22 protein-coding genes are annotated in these 19247 nt (G+C 60.6%); 8 read left to right on the top strand and 14 right to left on the bottom strand.

Translation table 11 applies throughout. The annotated features are described in order from the left end of the window. The first annotated feature begins 16 nt into the window (after positions 1–16). Complete coding sequence (locus tag KGA83_RS17100; RefSeq protein WP_108219586.1) at positions 17–1417, top strand: aspartate aminotransferase family protein; 1401 nt, start codon at positions 17–19, stop codon at positions 1415–1417. A gap of 81 nt (positions 1418–1498) precedes the next feature. Then, positions 1499–1726 (top strand): MbtH family protein, encoded by a 228-nt coding sequence (locus KGA83_RS17095; RefSeq protein ID WP_108219585.1) that lies wholly within the window; start codon positions 1499–1501, stop codon positions 1724–1726. 202 nt (positions 1727–1928) lie between these two features. Here KGA83_RS17095 and KGA83_RS17090 read toward each other — a convergent pair whose 3' ends face one another. The 9 genes from KGA83_RS17090 to KGA83_RS17050 all read right to left on the bottom strand — a co-directional run bounded on the left by KGA83_RS17090 (position 1929) and on the right by KGA83_RS17050 (position 8931). Then, a complete protein-coding gene (locus KGA83_RS17090) occupies positions 1929–2831 on the bottom strand; it encodes a metal ABC transporter substrate-binding protein (protein ID WP_108219584.1) in 903 nt (300 codons plus the stop codon). Further along, positions 2832–3731, bottom strand: a complete 900-nt coding sequence (locus KGA83_RS17085; RefSeq protein ID WP_108219583.1) for a metal ABC transporter permease — start codon at positions 3729–3731, stop codon at positions 2832–2834. It lies immediately after the preceding gene. Then, positions 3731–4591, bottom strand: a complete 861-nt coding sequence (locus KGA83_RS17080; RefSeq protein WP_223530279.1) for a metal ABC transporter ATP-binding protein — start codon at positions 4589–4591, stop codon at positions 3731–3733. The genes KGA83_RS17085 and KGA83_RS17080 overlap by 1 nt, the downstream gene beginning before the upstream one ends. Beyond that, positions 4588–5514, bottom strand: a complete 927-nt coding sequence (locus KGA83_RS17075) for a metal ABC transporter substrate-binding protein (protein WP_223530278.1) — start codon at positions 5512–5514, stop codon at positions 4588–4590. The genes KGA83_RS17080 and KGA83_RS17075 overlap by 4 nt, the downstream gene beginning before the upstream one ends. Positions 5515–5548: 34 nt before the next feature. Further along, the gene (locus KGA83_RS17070) at positions 5549–6121 is read right to left on the bottom strand and encodes a DUF6162 family protein (RefSeq protein ID WP_115948239.1); all 573 of its coding nucleotides are present in this window, start codon (positions 6119–6121) and stop codon (positions 5549–5551) included. Continuing rightward, a complete protein-coding gene (locus tag KGA83_RS17065) occupies positions 6118–6447 on the bottom strand; it encodes a hypothetical protein (RefSeq protein ID WP_223530277.1) in 330 nt (109 codons plus the stop codon). The genes KGA83_RS17070 and KGA83_RS17065 overlap by 4 nt, the downstream gene beginning before the upstream one ends. After that, a complete protein-coding gene (locus tag KGA83_RS17060) occupies positions 6444–6986 on the bottom strand; it encodes a thiamine pyrophosphate-binding protein (RefSeq protein WP_223530276.1) in 543 nt (180 codons plus the stop codon). Before KGA83_RS17060 ends, KGA83_RS17065 begins: the two co-directional genes overlap by 4 nt. Beyond that, a complete protein-coding gene (locus KGA83_RS17055; RefSeq protein WP_223530274.1) occupies positions 6983–8185 on the bottom strand; it encodes a PepSY-associated TM helix domain-containing protein in 1203 nt (400 codons plus the stop codon). Before KGA83_RS17055 ends, KGA83_RS17060 begins: the two co-directional genes overlap by 4 nt. A 287-nt stretch (positions 8186–8472) precedes the next feature. After that, positions 8473–8931: a VOC family protein gene (locus tag KGA83_RS17050; protein ID WP_108219576.1), complete on the bottom strand. Its 459-nt coding sequence runs from the start codon at positions 8929–8931 to the stop codon at positions 8473–8475. 291 nt (positions 8932–9222) lie between these two features. Between KGA83_RS17050 and KGA83_RS17045 the strand changes: the two genes are divergently transcribed. From KGA83_RS17045 to KGA83_RS17030, 4 genes are all read left to right on the top strand, one after another. Then, complete coding sequence (locus KGA83_RS17045; protein ID WP_218427822.1) at positions 9223–9492, top strand: hypothetical protein; 270 nt, start codon at positions 9223–9225, stop codon at positions 9490–9492. Between the two features lie 101 nt (positions 9493–9593). Continuing rightward, complete coding sequence (locus KGA83_RS17040) at positions 9594–10208, top strand: LysE family translocator (protein ID WP_223530272.1); 615 nt, start codon at positions 9594–9596, stop codon at positions 10206–10208. Positions 10209–10413: 205 nt separating this feature from the next. Continuing rightward, a complete protein-coding gene (locus KGA83_RS17035) occupies positions 10414–11571 on the top strand; it encodes a cysteine desulfurase family protein (RefSeq protein WP_223530270.1) in 1158 nt (385 codons plus the stop codon). A gap of 65 nt (positions 11572–11636) precedes the next feature. Continuing rightward, a complete protein-coding gene (locus tag KGA83_RS17030) occupies positions 11637–13445 on the top strand; it encodes an aminopeptidase P family protein (protein ID WP_223530268.1) in 1809 nt (602 codons plus the stop codon). Between the two features lie 45 nt (positions 13446–13490). Here the strand turns inward: KGA83_RS17030 and KGA83_RS17025 are convergent, their stop codons facing one another. Next, positions 13491–14411, bottom strand: coding sequence for a LysR family transcriptional regulator (locus tag KGA83_RS17025; RefSeq protein WP_177413313.1), 921 nt, complete (start codon positions 14409–14411; stop codon positions 13491–13493). Positions 14412–14515: 104 nt separating this feature from the next. Between KGA83_RS17025 and KGA83_RS17020 the strand changes: the two genes are divergently transcribed. Then, the gene (locus KGA83_RS17020) at positions 14516–15514 is read left to right on the top strand and encodes a zinc-dependent alcohol dehydrogenase family protein (protein WP_108219651.1); all 999 of its coding nucleotides are present in this window, start codon (positions 14516–14518) and stop codon (positions 15512–15514) included. On the opposite strand, the gene KGA83_RS17015 is transcribed toward KGA83_RS17020, so the two are convergent. Then, positions 15511–16101, bottom strand: coding sequence for a 2-hydroxychromene-2-carboxylate isomerase (locus tag KGA83_RS17015; protein WP_108219570.1), 591 nt, complete (start codon positions 16099–16101; stop codon positions 15511–15513). The genes KGA83_RS17020 and KGA83_RS17015 overlap by 4 nt on opposite strands. Before the next feature lie 36 nt (positions 16102–16137). Continuing rightward, entirely contained in the window at positions 16138–16866 is a 729-nt protein-coding gene (locus tag KGA83_RS17010; RefSeq protein ID WP_223530266.1) for an SDR family oxidoreductase, read from the bottom strand. 93 nt (positions 16867–16959) lie between these two features. Between KGA83_RS17010 and KGA83_RS17005 the strand changes: the two genes are divergently transcribed. Beyond that, positions 16960–17520 carry a TetR/AcrR family transcriptional regulator gene (locus KGA83_RS17005; RefSeq protein ID WP_108219568.1) on the top strand — a complete coding sequence of 187 codons (561 nt, stop codon included), beginning with the start codon at positions 16960–16962 and terminating at the stop codon, positions 17518–17520. A gap of 14 nt (positions 17521–17534) precedes the next feature. On the opposite strand, the gene KGA83_RS17000 is transcribed toward KGA83_RS17005, so the two are convergent. Further along, positions 17535–17816: a hypothetical protein gene (locus KGA83_RS17000; RefSeq protein ID WP_223530265.1), complete on the bottom strand. Its 282-nt coding sequence runs from the start codon at positions 17814–17816 to the stop codon at positions 17535–17537. 169 nt (positions 17817–17985) lie between these two features. Then, positions 17986–18873, bottom strand: coding sequence for a threonine/homoserine exporter RhtA (gene rhtA, locus KGA83_RS16995; RefSeq protein WP_108219566.1), 888 nt, complete (start codon positions 18871–18873; stop codon positions 17986–17988). Positions 18874–19247 lie beyond the last annotated feature (374 nt).

The raw sequence follows: 19247 nt of genomic DNA, 5'->3' as shown, positions 1-19247 counted from the left end.
ATTGAGGGGTCGAGAGATGTCAGTCGCTACCAGCCTTATCGAAGAGCAGCCGGTGACGCCCGCCGAGACGCTTTATCAATTCAACGAATCGCCATTGCTCGCGCGTCAGAGCCGGCAGGAATCCAACGCCCGCAGCTATCCGCGACGCATTCCCCTGGCGCTCAAGCGCGCCAAGGGCATTTACGTCGAGGATGTCGAAGGCCGCACGTTCATCGACTGCCTGGCCGGTGCCGGGACCCTGGCCCTGGGGCATAACCACCCGGTGGTGATCGAAGCCATTCAACAAGTGCTGGCCGATGAACTGCCGCTGCATACCCTGGACCTGACCACGCCGGTCAAAGACCAGTTCGTTCAAGACCTGTTCGGCCTGTTGCCGCCAGCGCTGGCTGGCGAAGCGAAGATCCAGTTCTGTGGCCCCACTGGCACCGACGCCGTGGAAGCTGCACTGAAACTGGTGCGCACCGCCACCGGCCGAAGCACCGTGATCTCGTTCCAGGGCGGTTATCACGGCATGAGTCAGGGCGCGTTGAGCCTGATGGGCAGCCTCGGGCCGAAAAAGCCCTTGGGCGCCTTGCTCGGCAGCGGCGTGCAGTTCATGCCGTACCCATACGATTACCGCTGCCCGTTCGGGCTCGGCGGCGCGCAAGGGGTCAAGGCCAACCTGAGTTACCTGGAAAACCTGCTCAACGATCCCGAGGCCGGCGTGCAATTGCCGGCGGCGGTGATCGTGGAAGCGGTGCAGGGCGAGGGCGGGGTGATCCCGGCGGATCTGGACTGGTTGCGCGGTGTGCGGCGGATCACTGAGCAGGCGGGTGTTGCGCTGATCGTCGATGAAATCCAGAGTGGCTTCGCCCGCACCGGCAAGATGTTTGCCTTCGAACACGCCGGGATCATCCCCGATGTGGTGGTGATGTCCAAAGCCATCGGCGGCAGCCTGCCGCTGGCGGTGGTGGTCTACCGTGACTGGCTCGACACCTGGCTGCCGGGTGCCCATGCGGGGACGTTCCGTGGCAACCAGATGGCCATGGCCGCCGGTTCCGCGGTGATGCGTTATCTGGTCGAACACAAGGTCTGCGAACATGCCGCCACCATGGGCGATCGGCTGGCCGAACACCTGCGCATCCTGCAGCGAGACTTCCCGCAACTGGGCGACATTCGTGGTCGTGGCTTGATGCTCGGTGTCGAGTTGGTTGACCCGACGGGCGTGCTGGATGCCCAAGGTCATCCGCCGGCTTTCGCCCGCCTGGCACCGCTGGTTCAGCGCGAATGCCTCAAGCGTGGCTTGATCCTGGAACTCGGTGGTCGCCATGGCGCGGTGGTGCGTTTCCTGCCGCCACTGGTGATTACCGCAGCCGAAATCGATCGTGTGGCCGAGATTTTCGGCCGGGCCCTGACCGCCGCCGCCACCACTCTTTAAATTTTCCGCCCTGCGGACCGTTCCTTCTACATAACGGCTGTGCACACGGCGCAGCCCGCCCGATAACGATGGAGAGACACCATGACGTCAGTATTCGACCGCGAGGACATCCTCTTTCAGGTCGTGGTCAACCACGAAGAGCAGTACTCGATCTGGCCCGACTACAAAGCCGTGCCACAAGGCTGGCGCACCGTGGGCAAAAGCGGGCTGAAAAAAGAATGCCTGGCCTACATCGAAGAAACCTGGACCGACATGCGCCCATTGAGCCTGCGGCAGAAAATGGATGAGCAGGCGGCTGTGGCGCGCTGATTCGTCATGCAAAAAGAAGCCCGCTGGACTGGTGACAGTCAGCGGGCTTTTTCAGGTCTGGAGTTTGTGCACAGGAAACTTGTATGCGGCGCGCAATCCTGTAGAAGCTAGCTTGCCAGCGAAGGACGTTAACGAAGACAAGTACTTGATGGATGAACGCGGTGCCTATGAGCCCATCGCTGGCAAGCCAGCTCCTACAGGATTACGCGCCACTCAGCCCCTTGATCAGCAAATCCACATTCCCCTCCAGCTCCGCCACCGGATCCTCGGCATCGGTACTCAACACCACCAACCGGCTACCCGACCCGGCAATCACCGCTTTCAGCGCATCCGACGGCTGCCGGTGATGCAGCACCACCGCCACGTCATTGTCCTTGAGCGTCGTGCCCAGTTGCTCGAGCGCTTCGGCTGTCCATTCGGCATCCGGGCGTGTGTCCTGGCCAATCGATTCCAGGTTGAGGCTGCCGATCAGATAGCCGAAATGATCGCTGAGGCTCATCACACTGAGGTTATCCGCATTGGCCAGCCGCGCTTCGCTGTCGGCGCTGAGCTTGAGCAAACGCTGTTTGAGCGCTGCCAGGTTGGCGTCGATTTTCGGCTTGGCCTCGGGAGCCAGGCGTACCAGATCCGCCGCCATCACATCGGCCATGCGCCCCATGTTATTGCTGGAGAACCACGGCTGGCTGTTCAGCCCGTCGACCTTGTTGTCGGGTTGCACGGCAATGCCGGGCAGGGCGCCATCCACCGGGCGGGCGGCATCGACTTCGACGATGCGGATATTGCTGCGCCGGGAGATCGGGTACAGCGGGTCATCCGGCCACAGTGAGCGCAGGCCGATCACCGCGTCGGCATCGTTCGCCAGTCCGGCCAGCGCCGGGGCACCCCGGCCGGTGAAGTAGGCGGTCTGGCGGCTGCCGGGCAAATTGGCCGGGGCTGCGCGTTCAAGGCTGACATCGGTGCCTTTGAGCAGCACCTCACCGAGACCATAAGTTATGGGCAAGGAGGCCAGCACGCGCAGCGATTTGCCGCTGCCAGCGGCGAAGGTCGTGGTGGTCAACCCGCACAAGGCAACGGCGAGGGTCAGTTGACGCAGTGAAAAATTCATTTATCCAAGGTTCCCTTTCAGGCTGGGGACAACGCCGCGCGCGAGGGCGGCCAGGGCGAAGGCGATACCGGCCACCAGAATGATCGCGGCACCGGACGGAATCGGCAGGTCGAAGACAATCGGCGCGAGAATCCCGCACAGCGTGCTGACGGTGGCGATCAGCACCGAACACCAGAAAAAGCCTTTCAGCGACTGGCTGAGCAAGCGTGCCGCCGCGGCCGGAATCACCAGCAGGGCACCGACCAGAATCGCGCCGATGACCTTCACGGCGGCGACGGTGATCAGCGTCACCAGAATCACGAACAGATAATCCAGGGTCTTCACCGCCACCCCGCGTACCGCCGCCAGTTGCGGATTGAAACTGGCGAGCATGATGCGGTTGTACAGGGGCAAGGCCAGGGCCATCACCCATGAACCGACGATGGCCAGCACCAGCAGGTCGTTGCCGTTGACCGTCAGCACCGAGCCGAACAGTACGTTTTCCAGAATGTGCACGTTGATCTTGCCCGCCAGAATCAACAGCAGGCTCGCGCCCAGGGCGAGCGACACCGAGAGAAACACACCGATCAAGGTGTCCGGCGCCAGGCCGGTGCGGTTGCGCAGGTAGTTAAGCAGGATCCCGAACAGCAGGCAGTAGCCGAACAGGCTGCCGTAAGGCCCGGTGTAGGGTTCACCGAGCAGGATGCCGATGGCCACGCCGGTCAGTGCGGCATGGCCGACGGCTTCGGAGAAAAACGCGAAACGCTTGACCACCACCAGCGTGCCCAGGCCCCCTAGCACCGGGCCGATCAGCAGACCGGCGATCAAGGCGTTGACCACGAACCCATAGGCCAGCGCCTCGGGCAGATAACCCGACGACGCCCAGCTCTGGACCATCAGGCGAAAGGCTTCGTAACTCATCAGGCAAGACTCCGTGGGTGAGTCGAGAACAGCGTCAACAGACGCTCCGGCGTCAGCGCCTGTTGCGGCGTGGCGTCGAACAGTACCCGGCGATTGAGCCCGGTGACTTGATCGGCCAGGCGCCCGACCGCTTCCAGGTCGTGCTCGATCCACAGCACGGTAATCCCCGCCGCTCGCCAGTCACCGAGCAGGCGTTCGAACACCCGGATGCCGGCCTCATCGAGGGCCGACATCGGCTCATCGAGCACCAGCAATTGCGGGGGTGGAATCAGCCCCTGGGCCAGCAACACCCGTTGCCGTTCGCCGCCGGACAGCGCGCCCATGCGGCGTTTGCGTTTGTCCTGCATGCCAACCCGTTCAAGGGCCTCGCCAATCGCCGTCGCGTAGTTTTTGCTCAAACCGAGGAAGGCCGGGCGACGCTGGCACATGGCGGCCATGAAATCGTCGACCGTCATCGGCAAGCCCCGGTCGAACTCCAGCGCCTGCGGTACATAGCCGATGGTGCCGGGTTCACCCGGCCATTGCAGGCTCAAGCGGCCCTGATGGGGCATTTGCCCGAGCAGGGTCTTGATCAGCGAACTCTTGCCGCCGCCGTTGGGGCCGACCAGTGCGTGCACGCTGCCGGGGCGGACCTGGAAGGTCACCTTGTCGAGGATCGTCGTGCGTCCGAGGGTCAGGCTGACGTCGGCAAAATCCAGCGTCGGCCCGAGAACCTGTGGGAGCGAGCTTGCTCGTGATAGCGGACTGTCATCTGGCGATGATGCTGACTGACCCACCGCCTTCGCGAGCAGGTCGAATCGTCGCACCGTCGCTCCCACAGGGGATTCTGCATCGGCCAGGATGGTTTCTTTCGATGTCATGCCCCGGACTCCTGAATCGCCCGCACCACGGTGTCGAGATTGCCGGTCATTTCCTTTTCGTACTTGTCGGCGGTGTATTCCCCGTAGGAGATGTGCGACAGCGGATACAGCTTCACCCCGGACTCGCGCTGAATGGTCTCGACGTAAGTGGAAGGAAAATCCATCTCCGAGAAGATCACCTTCACGTCCAGCTCGCGCAGTTGATCGATGGTTTTTTTCAATTGGCTCGGGCTCGGTTCGATGCCATGGGCCGGTTCGACCACGGCTGTCACTTCCAGGCCGAATTCACGCAGCAGATAGTCGTAGGCGGCGTGCACCGTGGCCACCCGCAGTTCGGCGTTCGGTGCCTGGGTCAGTTTGGCCAGGGCGTCGGCGCGCATCTTGCGCAGGCGCTTGCCGTAGGCGCGGGCGTTCTCGGTGTAGGTCCTGGCATTGGCTGGGTCGCGCTTGCCCAGCTCCCGGGCGATGTTGTTGACCTGGGCGATGGAGGCGCTGATTGACAGGAAGGTGTGCGGGTTCACCACTTTGCCGGCACCGCGGGCGGCGACGCCGGTGGCGGCCAGCAGCGGCACGTTTTCGTTGGCCTCGATCACCGGCACATTCGGGGTTTCGCTGGCGGAGATCATGCGGTCGGCGAAGTCGTCATGGCCGACGCCGTTGAGCACGATCACGTCCAGCCCGCCGATGCGCTTGATGTCCTCGGCGCGGGGCTCGTAGGCATGCGGGTTGAAACCGGCCGGAATCAGCGGCACCACCTCGGCCTTGTCGCCGACGATGTTCGCCACGTAGCTGTAGTAAGGATGCAGGGTGATGCCGATGCGCAGGCGCTTGGCCTCTTCGGCGTTGGCCAGTAATGGCAGCAGGCAGGCCAACAGGCCGATCAGCAGCAGGCGCAAGTGAGAACGTTGAGATGAAATGGGCATGGGAAGCGGGCTTCTCTCGGGTGAAGGCGAGGGTTCAGTGCCGGTGCTGGCGGGTCACGCCGGCATCGAATTGCGCGACGATCTGTTGCCAGCCAGCGCTTTCGAGCGCGGCGTCGCTAAGGTCGGGCGGTGCCGTGAGCGTGCCGACGCGGTTGAGCCAGATGTCCGGGGCGTCATCGGTTGCGGTCAAGCGCATCAGGAATGAACCGGCGACCGTTGGGGTCTGGCTCTGGCCGAAATAGGCCTTGGCCTCGAGCAATTGCCAGGCATGACCGCCACGGCTGACGGCGCTGGCATCCTGGGCAAACGGTGCAAGACCTTCCTCGGCGAGCACCTCGGGCGTCGGCAGCGCTTTTTGTTCCTGGCGCAGCAAATGAATTTCGTCCAGCGTCACCCGCAAATCGGCGTAGATTCCTTGCTCGGAGGCACTGAGGTCACGCCGCGCATCCAGTTGATGGCTGCCGACGCTGCTCTGCTCATGGGATTCACCACGCCAGAGCACCACCGAGCCGGCCACCGCCAGGATCATCAGGCACAACAGCAGAACGTAGAGGGTTTCGTGCCCGGCCCCGGCCGGGCGCACGACTTGGGTCGTTGGAGTGCTCATGGTGCCTCGATGTCCGCTTGGTCGATTTCCACGACGTGACCGGGGCCGGCATCGAACAGCACATAGAACTCGGCGCCGGGTTTCTTGAAGGTCAGGGTCGAATCAGGCCCGAGCTTGCCCGGCAGCAGAATGGTTTCGTCGTAGCCGATCACATCGAGAGTCACGCCCGGCGCGCCGCTGCCGTCGGAAAAACCGCCGGTGCACTTGATCTGGTCCGTGTCGATGGCCTTGCATTCGCACATCGGGTTATGGGCCAGGGCGCTGGCGCTGAAGCCGGCGCAGAGCACCAACAACAGGACGTTGAGCGAGCGAAGAGGGTTGATCATGGTTTGCCTCCTTGTTTGTTCAACCAGGCAATGGTGGCGGGTGAGGCCTGGCTCAAAGGAATGGATGCCTGATGCATGGCGCCATTCCAGCCTTCCATGGTGATCCACAGTTCGGCGTCGGCCGTGGTCTTTTCCGGGACGGGCAACGAAGCGCCCATGCGGTACGGGGTGCCAAAGAAAATCACCCCGGCGGCGCGCAGGCTGCGGGGCTTGCCGATGCGCAGGTAAGTGGCCTTGACCTGGCCGATACAGGCTTCGCACAGCGCGGCGTTGAAGCCCTTCATGTAACCGGCCGGGCCATCGAGCATGGGTGCGGCGTTACGCAACTCCGCCAGGCGCAGGCTCCAGGGACCGACCTGGACTTCGCCGACTTCCCGTTCGCCCAAGCCACTGTCGCCACGCATCAGCGACTCGTCGGCGAAATACCTGGGCATGAAGCCGAGAGGAATCAGCAGCAACAGGACGTTCAGGTGATAGCGCCATTTATGCCAGAACAGGCTAAGGCGCGAGGGTTGTGAGACCGCAGTGTCTTTACTCACAGATTGACCTCCGACACTTCGTTGCTCGTGGCCGGTTGCACCGTGGTGCCACGCGGTTTCTTGTTGCTGCGCTTGAAGGCATTGGCCGTGGCCAGTGCCGTGCGCTTGGTCCAGATCAGCAGACCGCTGAGCACCATCATGCTCAGCAGCAGACCGAAGAACGCCCAGATCAGCTTGATCCACAGTCCGCCGAAATCGCCGGTGTGCAGCGGGCGCATGGACTCGGTGATGAACTCCAGGGCCGAACGGTCGGAAATCAGGCGCGAGGCGGCGACTTCGCCGTTGTACGGGTTGAGGGTCGCGGTCTGGAACATCAACGGATACCAACCGCGTCCCCCGACATCCAGATGGCTATAGGCATTGCCCGGCAGGCTGACGAAACTGGCCTCCAGCCCGGAGATTTTCTGCGTGGCGATTTCAACCGCGCGGTCCAGGTCGATACGTGGCGGGGGCGAGCCATCGGGCGACAGCGGTACCGCTTCGCGGGCCATCGCCGGAATGATCTTTTCCGTGGAAATTGAAATCTGGTTATCGGACAGCAATGCCTGGATCAGAAACCAGGTGCCGGTGATGGAAATCACCGCGATGAACCAGATCGACCAGATACCGCTCAAGCGGTGAAAGTCGCCCCAGAAAATCCGCGCGCCGTGGCGAATGCGCAGGGTCGGGCGGAAAAAACCTTTCCAGAAACGTTTGTAGACCACTAGCCCGGTGATCAGCGACGCCAGCAATGGCAAGCCGAGAAACGACACCAGGTACCAGCCCCAGCTATAGCCATTGGTAAAAGGCACCAGCCACCAAGCGTGCAGGGCGCGGGTGAAGGCGCGGAAGTTGAATGGCGGCGCGACACCCTGGATCACGCCGCTGTACGGATTGACATAAATCACCACCGAGCGCCCGTCGGGGTAGCTGACTTCGACATCCAGGGCGAAGTGCGATTCGTCGGGGCGACTGATGCTCTGCACCACGGTCTGCGGTTCGGCCCTGTTGATGGCCTCGATGACCTGCTGATAGCTGAGCAGCGGAGCATCGTCCGAGGGCTGGCTGGCGCGCATTGGCGGGTTGGCCAGCCAGACGATTTCCTGGCTGATGACGGCCAGGGTCCCGGTCACACAGACGATCAGCACGAAAAACCAGATCGGCAATGCCAGCCAGCTATGGATCAGGAACCAGATTTTTGAACGGGACTTCTTTGACATGTTGAAGGTCTTGGCTCGATGAGAGGCCGCTCGGCTGCGGGCTTCGCAGGGATGAGCGCCCTGAAGGTCCGGTCGTGGCTTTTGCCTGCGCGACAGGACTGCATCTAGGTAGGACGGATGAGCAGGGGAAATCCCGAAAGGGGAAATGAAAGAAAATGTTTCGCATTGCCGGCAGGTCAGGGGCGGGCATGCTTGCGCAAGTGATTAGCCAGTCGACGGTGCTGTTGAAGGCGGGGCCTGTGGGAGCGAGCCTGCTCGCGAAGAGGCCCGCTCCAACACCAGGGATTTCAACTCTGGGCAAACATCTCCTTCGCCCGTTGCTCGATCTGCGCCTGGGTCAGGTCTTCCTTGCGCGTGGCCAGGAACCACAGGTGCCCGTAGGGATCCTTCAAGGTCCCTGAACGGTCGCCGTAAAACTGATCCTTGACCTCAGATACAACGGTTGCGCCGGCATCGATCGCCTGTTTGCAGGACTTGTCGACATCCTGCACGTACAAATGCAGACCCACGGACGGGGAATTGTCCGGGTTGCTCAGCGGCCCTTGATCGCACGGTGTGCCCAGCATGATCGGGCAATCGCCGATGCGCAGTTCGGCGTGGCCGACACCGCCATCGGGCATGTTCAGGCGCATGACTTCAATGGCGCCGAAGGCTTTTTTGTAGAAGGCGATGGCTTCGGCGGCTTTGTTGATGCCCAGGTAGGGGGTGATGCTGTGATACCCCTCTGGAATGGGTTTGACGCTCATGATGGATCTCCCTGTTCCGGATGTGTGAATAGAAAGTACCTCTGCCGTTATACGACCGAATAAATATAGGCCAGCCTGTTTCGTACTCAGCGAGTGTCCGACGAGCAGCAATGCCATTCAACTGCCATCAAGCCGGCTCCCACCGGTGCGTCTCCGGCCCGCGTTCCCCCGGCACATCGACAATGATCGCCATTTCTTGATAGCCACTATTGAAAGCGTTGATTTCTGCTGCCCGGGAGGCGCGGGTAGCCTGTGTTCATTGCCTCGAACCCAGTCGCCAGGACGCCAAAAATGAAACCGATGATCGCAACGATGCTGATGCTCGCCGTCTCCGTACTCGCCGGATGTGCCAGCCATGTTTCCCCTGAGCTTCGGCCTTACACCGCTGAAGAAAGCCAGGAACTGGCACTGGAGGCGCTGAACCGCCGCGGTCTGTCCTTCGACGAATACCACGCGAAAAAAGCCGAGCTGCTCGGCCAGCCGCAAAAGTCGTTCAACTTCGACAACCAGGGTGAAATGAACGCCGGGCGATCTGTACAGCTTCACGGTCGTCCAAGCTGAGGCGAAACTGTACTGCTCCAAGTTTCGCGTAACTGTCCATGGGTTTCGCCCTGGGTGTGCGATAGGGTCAACACCTGACCGACCCTGACGGACTACCACCCATGACGCTCTCTCTCGACCTGCTGCTGGGCTTCGCCCTGTTTGCCCTCGTCACCTCGATCACACCCGGCCCGAACAACACCATGTTGCTGGCATCCGGGGTGAACTTCGGCTTCAACCGCACGATTCCGCACATGCTCGGCATCACTTGTGGCTTCTTTGTACTCGTGGTGGCGGTTGGTTTCGGCCTTGGCGCGGTGTTCCAGACTTATCCTTTGCTCTACACCGTACTGCGTTATGTGGGGGCGGCGTATTTGCTGTATCTGGCGTGGAAAATCGCCCATTCCGGGCCAGTCTCGGAGAGCCAGCAGGGCGAGGCGAAACCGATCAGTTATCTGGGCGCCGCCGCGTTCCAGTGGGTCAATCCCAAAGCCTGGATCATGGCCATTGGTGCCATCAGCACCTACACACCGATGCAGGGTTACTTCACCAATGTGATCGTGATTGCGGCGGTTTTTGCCATCATCAACCTGCCGAGTGTCGGTGTCTGGGCCGCTTGCGGCACGCTGTTGCGCAACGTTCTGAAGGATCGCCGCTGGCTGCGCCTGTTCAATTGGGGCATGGCTGCGCTGCTCGTGGGTTCGCTGTACCCGCTGTTGCTCGAAAGCTTTAGCTGATGCATTGCTTCAACCGGTTGCCCGATGCCTGTTAAGCTGACTTTTCAGGAGCGTTCCTACGCACTATTAAATGAAGTAGTTCTTCTTTAACGGCATCCGATCAGGTATTGGTACGTTCTGAAAACAGCGCGCAGCTCACAAGGCTGCGCTTTGCCGTTTGCAGTCACGAGCTTCCTGATCCCGGAACACGCTCTGCGAGTCTTTTATGAATAAACGTCCGTTGTATTTCGATTACGCCGCCACCACGCCGGTGGATGAGCGGGTCATCAAGGTGATGGTCGAGTGTCTGGGCTTTACCGGTAATTTCGGCAACCCGGCCTCCAGCTCCCACGCATTCGGCCAGCAGGCCCGGCAATCGGTGGAGCAGGCGCGACGCCAGGTCGCCGAACTGGTCGGCGCGACGCCCGAGCAGATTGTCTGGACCTCAGGCGCCACCGAATCCAACAACCTCGCGCTCAAAGGCGTGGCTCAGGCCCGCGGCATTGGCGGCGGCCATATCATCACCAGCCAGATCGAACACAAAGCCATTCTCGATACTGCGAAGCAACTGCAGGATGCCGGTGTCGCGGTGACTTATCTGGTGCCGGACGCCGAGGGCCTGATCACAGCGCAAGCGGTCAGCCAAGCCATGCGCGAAGACACCTTCCTGGTGTCACTGATGCTGGTCAACAACGAACTGGGCACCCTCAACGACATTCCCGCCATCGGTCAGGTCGTGCGTGATCGCGGGGCGTTGTTCCATGTCGACGCCGCACAGGGCGCGGGCAAAGTGGCGATCGATCTCGGGCAGTGGCCGGTGGACCTGATGTCGTTTTCCGCGCACAAGCTCTATGGGCCCAAAGGCATTGGTGCGTTGTACGTCGGTCCGCGCGCACAACAGCGTTTGCAGGCGCAGATCCATGGCGGCGGGCATGAGGGCGGTTTGCGTTCCGGCACTCTGGCAACCCATCAGATCGTGGCCATGGGCTTGGCTTTCGCCCTGGCGGCAGCGTCCTTCGATGAAGAGAAAGCAGTCATCGTGCGTTTGCGTGAACGCTTGCTCGACCAGTTATTGAGCATTCCCGGTGTGCGGCTCAATGGCAGCCCGACCCGGCGCATCCCCCATACGCTGAGCCTGACCTTCGACGAAGGTGAGTTCAACTCGGCAGCGTTGCTGGCCTCGATCGCGTTTTCCGCGACCTCGGCCTGCAATTCCGCGAGCAATACCCCATCTCATGTACTGCTGGCCCTGGGGCATGATGCCCGCTCGGCCAGTCGCACCATCCGCTTGAGCCTCGGGCGCTTCACCACCGAGCAGGACATCGACCAGGCGGTTCAACTGATCAAGGCAGCCTGCGCCAGTGCTCCGGCATTCTGGCAATAAGGCGACGAAGCGCCGGCGCTGATCGGCACCCAACAATAATGATGAAGTGGTTAGCAGGAGACTCGATGAATACGCAGCTTTCGATCAATGGATCGGTGCCTCAGCGCCTGGCGCAAACCCGCGAATTGATGAGCCGGGAGGGCATTCACGCCTTGCTGGTGCCGTCGGCCGACCCGCACTTGTCCGAATACCTGCCGGGCTATTGGCAAGGGCGCCAGTGGCTGTCGGGTTTCCATGGTTCGGTCGGCACCCTGATCGTGACCCCGGATTTTGCCGGCGTCTGGGCCGACAGCCGTTACTGGGAGCAGGCGACCAAGGAGCTCAAGGGCAGCGGCATTGATCTGGTCAAGCTGCAACCGGGTCAACCCGGACCGCTGGAATGGCTGGCCGAGCAAACCCCCGAGGGTGGCGTTGTCGCGGTCGATGGCGCGGTCATGGCCGTGGCTTCGGCACGGACCCTGGGCAGCAAGCTTGAAGAACGTGGCGCCCGTCTGCGCACCGACATCGACCTGCTGAGCGGAGTCTGGAACGACCGCCCAGGCCTGCCGAACGAGCCGATCTATCAGCACTTGCCACCACAGGCGACCGTCAGCCGTGGCGAAAAACTCGCCAAACTGCGTGAAACCCTTCAGGCGCGGGGTGCCGACTGGCATTTCATCGCCACCCTGGATGACATCGCCTGGCTGTTCAACCTGCGTGGCGGCGACGTGTCGTTCAACCCGGTGTTTGTTTCCTTCGCCTTGATCAATCAGCAACAGGCCACGCTGTTCGTTGCCTTGAGCAAAGTCAGCAGCGAACTGCGCGCCATCCTCGAACAGGACGGCGTGACCTTGCGCGATTACAGCGAGGTCGCCGCCGCTCTGCGTGCCGTGCCGAGCGGTGCGAGCCTGCAAGTCGACCCGGCGCGGGTCACGGCGGGGTTGCTGGACAACCTCGACAGCGGGGTGAAGCTGATCGAAGGCCTGAACCCGACTACCCTGGCCAAATCGCAAAAAAGCCTGGCCGATGCCGAACACATCCGTCAGGCCATGGAGCAGGACGGCGCAGCGCTGTGCGAATTCTTCGCCTGGCTGGACTCGGCGCTGGGGCGCGAGCGCATCACCGAACTGACCATCGACGAAAAACTTACCGCCGCCCGTGAGCGCCGTCCGGATTATGTGTCGCTGAGTTTCAACACCATCGCCGCGTTCAACGCCAATGGCGCGATGCCGCACTACCACGCCACCGAAGAAGAACACGCGGTGATCGAAGGGGACGGCCTGCTGCTGATCGACTCCGGTGGCCAGTACCTGGGCGGCACTACCGACATCACGCGGATGGTGGCGGTGGGCACACCGACCGATGAGCAAAAACGCGATTGCACCCGCGTACTCAAGGGGGTGATTGCCTTGTCCCGCGCGCAGTTCCCCAAAGGCATTCTGTCGCCGCTGCTCGATGCCATCGCCCGCGCGCCCATCTGGGCGGAAAGTGTCGATTACGGTCACGGCACCGGTCATGGCGTCGGCTACTTCCTGAACGTCCACGAAGGTCCGCAAGTCATCGCCTATCAGGCCGCACCTGCACCGCAAACCGCGATGCAACCCGGCATGATCACCTCCATTGAGCCGGGCACCTATCGTCCGGGTCGTTGGGGTGTGCGGATCGAAAACCTGGCGATGAACCGTGAGGCAGGCAAGAGCGAATTCGGCGAGTTCCTGAAGTTTGAAACGCTGACCCTGTGCCCGATCGACACACGTTGCCTGGAAACATCGTTGCTGTCGGACGAGGAAAAACAGTGGTTCAACGCCTACCACGCCGAAGTGCGTGAGCGTCTGAGTCCGTTGGTTGGGGGTGCTGCACTTGAGTGGCTGAACACTCGCACTGCGGCTATCTGATCGGGTGCAGCTTTGGTTCCTGTGTAGCTATTTCTTTGTGCGCAGCTATTGGTTCCTGTGCAGCTCAGGCGCTTTATCCAGCGCCTGAGCCATATAGTCGACAAAGGCTTTGACCCTGGCGGATTGGCGACGATTCGCCAGGGATACGGCATAAATTGGCAGCGACAACGTACTGTAGTCCTGCAAAATCGCGCTCACCCGGCCGGCGCTCAGGTCTTCGCTGAATAGCCACACCGGTGACAGTGCAATCCCCAATCCCCCCAGCACCATTTCGCGGATCGCCTCGGAATTGTTGCTCTGCGCATTGCCCTTGATCCGCACTTCGTGGCGTTGGGCGTCTTTTGTGTACACCCACAGGTTTTGACTGCTCAGCAGGTTGAACATCAGGCAGTTGTGCCTGCCCAGTTCCTGTGGTGTTTGCGGTTGGCCGTTTTGCCTGAGGTAGTCAGGTGATGCGACGGTCACACGGTGGGTACTGCCGACATGGCGAGCGATCAGGCCGCTGTCGTTCAGGGCACCGATCCGGAATGTGACGTCCAGCCCTTCGCCGACCAGATCCAGGTTTTGATCGCTCAGTTGCAGGTCTATCTGTACGTCAGGGTAGTGTTTGAGAAAGTCCGGCAACCGGGGTGCGATCTGCAGGCGTCCGAAACTCACCGACGAGCCGATTTTCAGAGGTCCGGCGACCTTTTCCCGACCGGACTGGAAGCTATGTTCTGCCGCATCCACGGCGGCGAGGATGGTCCGGCATTCGTTGTAATAGCGCTGACCTTCGTCCGTCAGGGATAGCTTGCGGGTGCTGCGGGCAATCAGCTTTCCGCCCAATCGGGTTTCCAGTGTTTGCAATATTTTGCTGATGGTCGGCTGGCTGGTCTGCAACTCCCGGGCAACGGCGGAAAAACTGCCCCGTTCGACCACCCGCACGAAAATCGCCATTGCATTGAGTTTGTCCACGGGATTGCTCATTGATGCTGTATCGGCATGATCACTATAGCGATATGGCGTCTTATCGGCATGAGTTGAGCAAGACAAAATCGGGCTTGCATTCACTACTGATGGGACATGGCGAAATGACTGACTCACTGAATATGCGCGCTTTGATGGTCGACTCGGCCAATGCGCCGTTACGTTTGGTTTCCATTGCACGGCCCGTGCCGCAGACGGGACAGGTACTGGTCAGGATCAAGGCCAGCGGTGTCAATCCGCTGGACGGCAAAATCCGCTCCGGGCAGGCGACCCATGCGGCTCAACCATTACCGGCGATAGTGGGGATGGATCTGGCCGGGACTGTAGAGGCGTTGGGGGAGGGCGTCAGTGGCTGGCTGCCGGGAGATGACGTATATGCCATGGCCACCGGTATCGGTGGTATTCAAGGTTCATTGGCCGAGTACGCGGTGGTCGACGCGCGACTGTTGGCTCGCAAACCACACAACTTGAGCATGCGTGAGGCTGCCGGTTTGCCGCTGGTGCTGATCACCGCTTGGGAAGGTCTGGTCGACCGGGCTCGCGTTCGGCCCGGGCAGAAGGTATTGATCCATGGTGGCGCCGGTGGCGTTGGCCATGTCGCGGTGCAAATCGCCCGCGCTTTTGGCGCAGAAGTTTTTGCCACGGGCTCTGCCGGGCAGCAGTCGATTATCGAAGGGTTCGGCGCGACGTTTATCGATTACCGCAAGTCTTCGGTTGAAGACTATGTGGCCGAGCATACGGCCGGTGAGGGCTTCGACATTGTCTATGACACAGTGGGGGGTGAAACGCTGGATGCGTCATTCAAGGCGGCACGGATGTATCACGGTCATGTGCTCAGTTGCCTGGGGTGGGGGCAGCACAGCCTGGCACCGCTTTCCTTTCGCGGGGCGACTTACTCCGGTGTCTTCACTTTACTGCCGCTCCTGACCGGCAAGGGGCGTGAGCATCACGGCGAGATTCTGCACGAGGCGGCGCAGTTGATTGAAGCTGGCAAGATCGCGCCATTGCTTGACCCGCACTCGTTCACGCTGGAATCGGCAGAAGCCGCCCATGTACTGCTCTTGTCAGGAGCGGCAAAGGGGCGGTTGGTGGTCGAGGTTTAACTCAGGGCCTCGAGTACGAAGTCCAGTCGATCCTGGCCGAAGTACAGTTGGTCATCGACGAACATGCTTGGCGCACCGAACACTCCTCGCTGCACGGCTTTTTCGGTGTTGTCCTTGAGCAGGGCTTTGACTTCCTCATCGGTGCTCAGGGCCAGCACCTCTTGTGGATCGAATCCGTTTTCGCTCAATACTGCCGCGACGGTTGCCGGTTCATCCAGGCTGCGACCGTCGACCCAAATGGCGTTGAACAGGCAGTCGATGAAGGCGGCAAAGCGTTCAGGGTGGCGCAGTTGCATGCCTGTCACGGCGCGCATGAGCATCAAGGTGTTGATCGGGAAGTGCGGATTGAATTTCAGGGGCACGCCGTAGCGTTTGGCGTAGCGGTCCAGATCCTGAAACATGTAGCGGCCCTTGGCCGGGATAGTCACCGGAGAGGCGTTGCCGGTGGCTTTGAACACTCCGCCCAGCAAGAACGGAATGTAGATCAACCGGGTATCAGTCTGTGCGCAAATTTTCGGTAGCTGGGTATAGGCCAGATAGGTGGCGGGGCTGCCGAGGTCGAAGTAGAACTCCACGGTTTTGCTCATGGTCAAGGCGCTCGTCTTGTTGTTTTTTTGGGGGAATTACCAGCGTTCGCTCCAGGGGCGAAGGTCCAGTTCGAAAGTCCAGGCGTCGCGGGGCTGGCTGTGCAGGTACCAGTAATTCTCGGCAATGTGTTCGGGGTTGAGGATGCCGTCCTGACCCTTGGTCGCGTATTTCTCGGGGAAGCTGTCGCGGATGAAATCGGTATCGATGGCGCCGTCGACGACGACATGGGCAACGTGAATGTTCATCGGGCCGAGCTCTCGGGCCATGCTTTGCGCCAGTGCACGAATGCCGTGCTTGGCACCGGCAAATGCGGCAAAGCCGGCGGCACCGCGCAGGCCGGCGGTAGCACCGGTGAACAGAATCGTTCCCCGCTGGCGCTTGGCCATGCGTTTGGCCACTTCACGTGCATTGAGAAAACCGGAAAAACAGGCCATTTCCCAGATCTTGAAATACTTGCGGGCGGTTTCTTCGAGAATGCTGCACGGCACGTTGGCGCCGATGTTGAAGACAAATGCCTCGATGGGACCGATCTCGCTTTCGATCCGCTCGACCAGCGCGATCACGTCTTCCTCCTTGCGTGCATCGCAGGCAAAACCGTGGGCCTCGCCACCATCGGCCTTGATGGCATCCACCAGTGGCTGGAGTTTGTCCGCACTGCGGCGGGTGACGCAGGCGACAAAACCCTCCCGGGCAAAACGCTTGGCAATGGCGCCGCCCGTGGCATCACCTGCACCGACGACCAGTACGACCTTCTTGTTATTCATGGGTAGATCCCTTTTGGTAAACGATCGTTAACTAAACGAACGTTATGCTATGATTCGACAGACGTCAAGGTGAGCAATTCAAGGGGAAGGGCAATGCGTTATTCGGCCAGTCACAAGCTGGAAACCAGGCAAAGGCTGCTGGAAAGCAGTGCGGTGTCGGCCAAGAAGTCCGGATTTTCAACGGTGGGCGTGGACGGCCTGATGAAAGCGATTGGCTTGAGTGGCGGCGCCTTCTATAGCCACTTCTCGTCGAAAGACGAGTTGTTCGCAACCATTGTTGAACGTGAGTTGGGTCAAAGTCTGGCGCGACTGGGGGACGGGCAGGATCGTGACAAGCTTGAGCGCTGCTTGAAACAGTACCTGAGCATGTCTCACGTCGAGAGTCCGGAAACCGGTTGTGCGCTACCGGCCTTGGGGGCGGAAATTGCCCGTTCCGACCTGACTGTCCGCCAACAGGCAGAGCACTGGATTTGTCGGCTTCAGGAAAGTTGGGCGGGTGTTTTGCAAAGCGACAGCCTGGCGTGGGCGATTCTGTCGCAATGTATTGGCGCGCTGGTCGTGGCGCGCATGCTGGCTAGCCCGGATATCCAGCGCACAGTGCTGAAGTCCAGCTACGAGGAAATCGGCCGTCAGATCGCAAGTCCGAGAACCTGACGCGACGACCCTGCCTATTTGCAGATGACGATCATGCTGCGGCTGGTATAGCCAGCAGGATTGAGGCCAAACGGATAATCGCCAGGCTCTTCCACGGCATCTCCCGACTTGGCGATGACCTTGTAGCCCTTGGGTGCGCAGGAGTTGGCGGCGCTGGCGTAGCACTTGTCCCAGGATGAAGACAATCCGGAACAGTTGATGTGCAGCCCTTTCTTGCCGTGCTTGATCTGTGTTTCCGAGGTCGCTGCGCAGCCTGCAATTGCAAGTACGGCGACCAGTAGCAAAAATCGTTTCATTACTGTCCTTATAGCGTCCCCGGATCTTGTGCCCGGGTCTGGCTGTATTCGCTTTCGCTTGACGCGTACCGATGTCCCTATCTGGATTTGTCCATGGCATGACCTTGGGTTGCGGGGCTAAACATGGCCTAGTTGAGCGGCAAATACCAGACCCGTGTCATATCCGCTCTCAATCTGCCGCTACTGCTGGCCTGGCGGCAGTGCTCATGGTCATGGTTGCACCGACGGAGGCCAGGATGATGCACAGGATTGCCATCCACTGCGACAGTGAGAGGTATTCATGCAGGAACAGCAAGCCCGATAACGCACCGAAGGCAGGCTCAATGCTCATCAATGTGCCGAAGGTTCTGGCCGGCATGCGGGTCAGAGCGACCATCTCCAGGGTGTAGGGGAGGGCAGTGGACAAGACGGCGACGCCAAGCGCCACAGGGATCAGTGACGGGGTCAGCAATGCGGAGCCGGCATGGACAATACCGATAGGGGCTACAAAGAGCGCGGCGATCATTACACCCAGTGCGGCGGTTTGCACACCATTATCGGCCCCGGCCTTTTGGCCAAACAGAATGTACAGTGCCCAGCAGACCCCTGCACCCAAGGCATAACCGGCGCCTACCAGATCGATTCCTGCGGTCGCTTCTCCCGTTGGTATCAGTAACAGCAAGCCGACGGCAGCCAGGGCGATCCACAAAAAGTCGATAGCGCGACGCGAGGCGTAGATTGCCACGGCCAGTGGGCCGGTGAATTCAAGCGCCACCGCGATGCCCAGCGGGACGGTTTGCAACGACATATAGAAGAGGAAGTTCATGCCGCCCAGCGCCATCCCGTAGACGATGACGGTGCGCAGGGATCTTGCGGTGAGTTTTGCCCGCCATGGACGCAGTATCAGCATCATGATCACGCTGGCAAAAATCAGTCGTAATGTTGTCGTCCCCTGAGGGCCAACAACGGAGAACATGCTTTTGGCCAGGGAGGCTCCGGACTGGATCGATGCCATGGCTATGAGCAGCAGCCCAACCGAGAACAGGGTAGAGGCCAGGCTGCGAGGCTGATCATTCATTACGTGGCATCGTCCGAAATGTAGGAATCAAGGGTATTTCTTTTTGTGTTGGGCAATATACTGCGCATTCCCCGCGGGCGCGTCTATATATATGCAGTGTTTTTGTACATATCGGTAGAAAACCAGAATCGGCGCTTGACGGCAGATTCTGGAGGCCTATAATTCGCCCCACTTCCGGCGCAGTCGAAACGGAAAACTCCTTGGTAAACAATGAGTTACGCAGTTTTCGGCAGCAGGTTGCTTCAGTTCATCGAAGCCAAAAGGAAGTTGAAAAAGAGGTGTTGACAGCAGCGTGTAACGCTGTAGAATTCGCCTCCCGCTGATGAGAGATCTGAAGCGCAAGTGGTTGAAGTTACAAGGGAAACTTTGAAAGC

The organism is Pseudomonas sp. GL-R-19 (assembly GCF_019956375.1).
In the GTDB taxonomy this organism is placed as follows: Bacteria; Pseudomonadota; Gammaproteobacteria; order Pseudomonadales; family Pseudomonadaceae; genus Aquipseudomonas.
Note: the sequence above shows the minus strand (reverse complement) of the source record. Positions and strands in the feature narration are given on the sequence as shown.

Coding starts and splice junctions, on each gene's coding strand:
- KGA83_RS17100 (WP_108219586.1), top strand. CDS start 17: ATGTCAGTCGCTACCAGCCTTATCGAAGAGCAGCCGGTGACGCCCGCC.
- KGA83_RS17095 (WP_108219585.1), top strand. CDS start 1,499: ATGACGTCAGTATTCGACCGCGAGGACATCCTCTTTCAGGTCGTGGTC.
- KGA83_RS17090 (WP_108219584.1), bottom strand. CDS start 2,831: ATGAATTTTTCACTGCGTCAACTGACCCTCGCCGTTGCCTTGTGCGGG.
- KGA83_RS17085 (WP_108219583.1), bottom strand. CDS start 3,731: ATGAGTTACGAAGCCTTTCGCCTGATGGTCCAGAGCTGGGCGTCGTCG.
- KGA83_RS17080 (WP_223530279.1), bottom strand. CDS start 4,591: ATGACATCGAAAGAAACCATCCTGGCCGATGCAGAATCCCCTGTGGGA.
- KGA83_RS17075 (WP_223530278.1), bottom strand. CDS start 5,514: ATGCCCATTTCATCTCAACGTTCTCACTTGCGCCTGCTGCTGATCGGC.
- KGA83_RS17070 (WP_115948239.1), bottom strand. CDS start 6,121: ATGAGCACTCCAACGACCCAAGTCGTGCGCCCGGCCGGGGCCGGGCAC.
- KGA83_RS17065 (WP_223530277.1), bottom strand. CDS start 6,447: ATGATCAACCCTCTTCGCTCGCTCAACGTCCTGTTGTTGGTGCTCTGC.
- KGA83_RS17055 (WP_223530274.1), bottom strand. CDS start 8,185: ATGTCAAAGAAGTCCCGTTCAAAAATCTGGTTCCTGATCCATAGCTGG.
- KGA83_RS17050 (WP_108219576.1), bottom strand. CDS start 8,931: ATGAGCGTCAAACCCATTCCAGAGGGGTATCACAGCATCACCCCCTAC.
- KGA83_RS17045 (WP_218427822.1), top strand. CDS start 9,223: ATGAAACCGATGATCGCAACGATGCTGATGCTCGCCGTCTCCGTACTC.
- KGA83_RS17040 (WP_223530272.1), top strand. CDS start 9,594: ATGACGCTCTCTCTCGACCTGCTGCTGGGCTTCGCCCTGTTTGCCCTC.
- KGA83_RS17035 (WP_223530270.1), top strand. CDS start 10,414: ATGAATAAACGTCCGTTGTATTTCGATTACGCCGCCACCACGCCGGTG.
- KGA83_RS17030 (WP_223530268.1), top strand. CDS start 11,637: ATGAATACGCAGCTTTCGATCAATGGATCGGTGCCTCAGCGCCTGGCG.
- KGA83_RS17025 (WP_177413313.1), bottom strand. CDS start 14,411: ATGAGCAATCCCGTGGACAAACTCAATGCAATGGCGATTTTCGTGCGG.
- KGA83_RS17020 (WP_108219651.1), top strand. CDS start 14,516: ATGACTGACTCACTGAATATGCGCGCTTTGATGGTCGACTCGGCCAAT.
- KGA83_RS17015 (WP_108219570.1), bottom strand. CDS start 16,101: ATGAGCAAAACCGTGGAGTTCTACTTCGACCTCGGCAGCCCCGCCACC.
- KGA83_RS17010 (WP_223530266.1), bottom strand. CDS start 16,866: ATGAATAACAAGAAGGTCGTACTGGTCGTCGGTGCAGGTGATGCCACG.
- KGA83_RS17005 (WP_108219568.1), top strand. CDS start 16,960: ATGCGTTATTCGGCCAGTCACAAGCTGGAAACCAGGCAAAGGCTGCTG.
- KGA83_RS17000 (WP_223530265.1), bottom strand. CDS start 17,816: ATGAAACGATTTTTGCTACTGGTCGCCGTACTTGCAATTGCAGGCTGC.
- rhtA (WP_108219566.1), bottom strand. CDS start 18,873: ATGAATGATCAGCCTCGCAGCCTGGCCTCTACCCTGTTCTCGGTTGGG.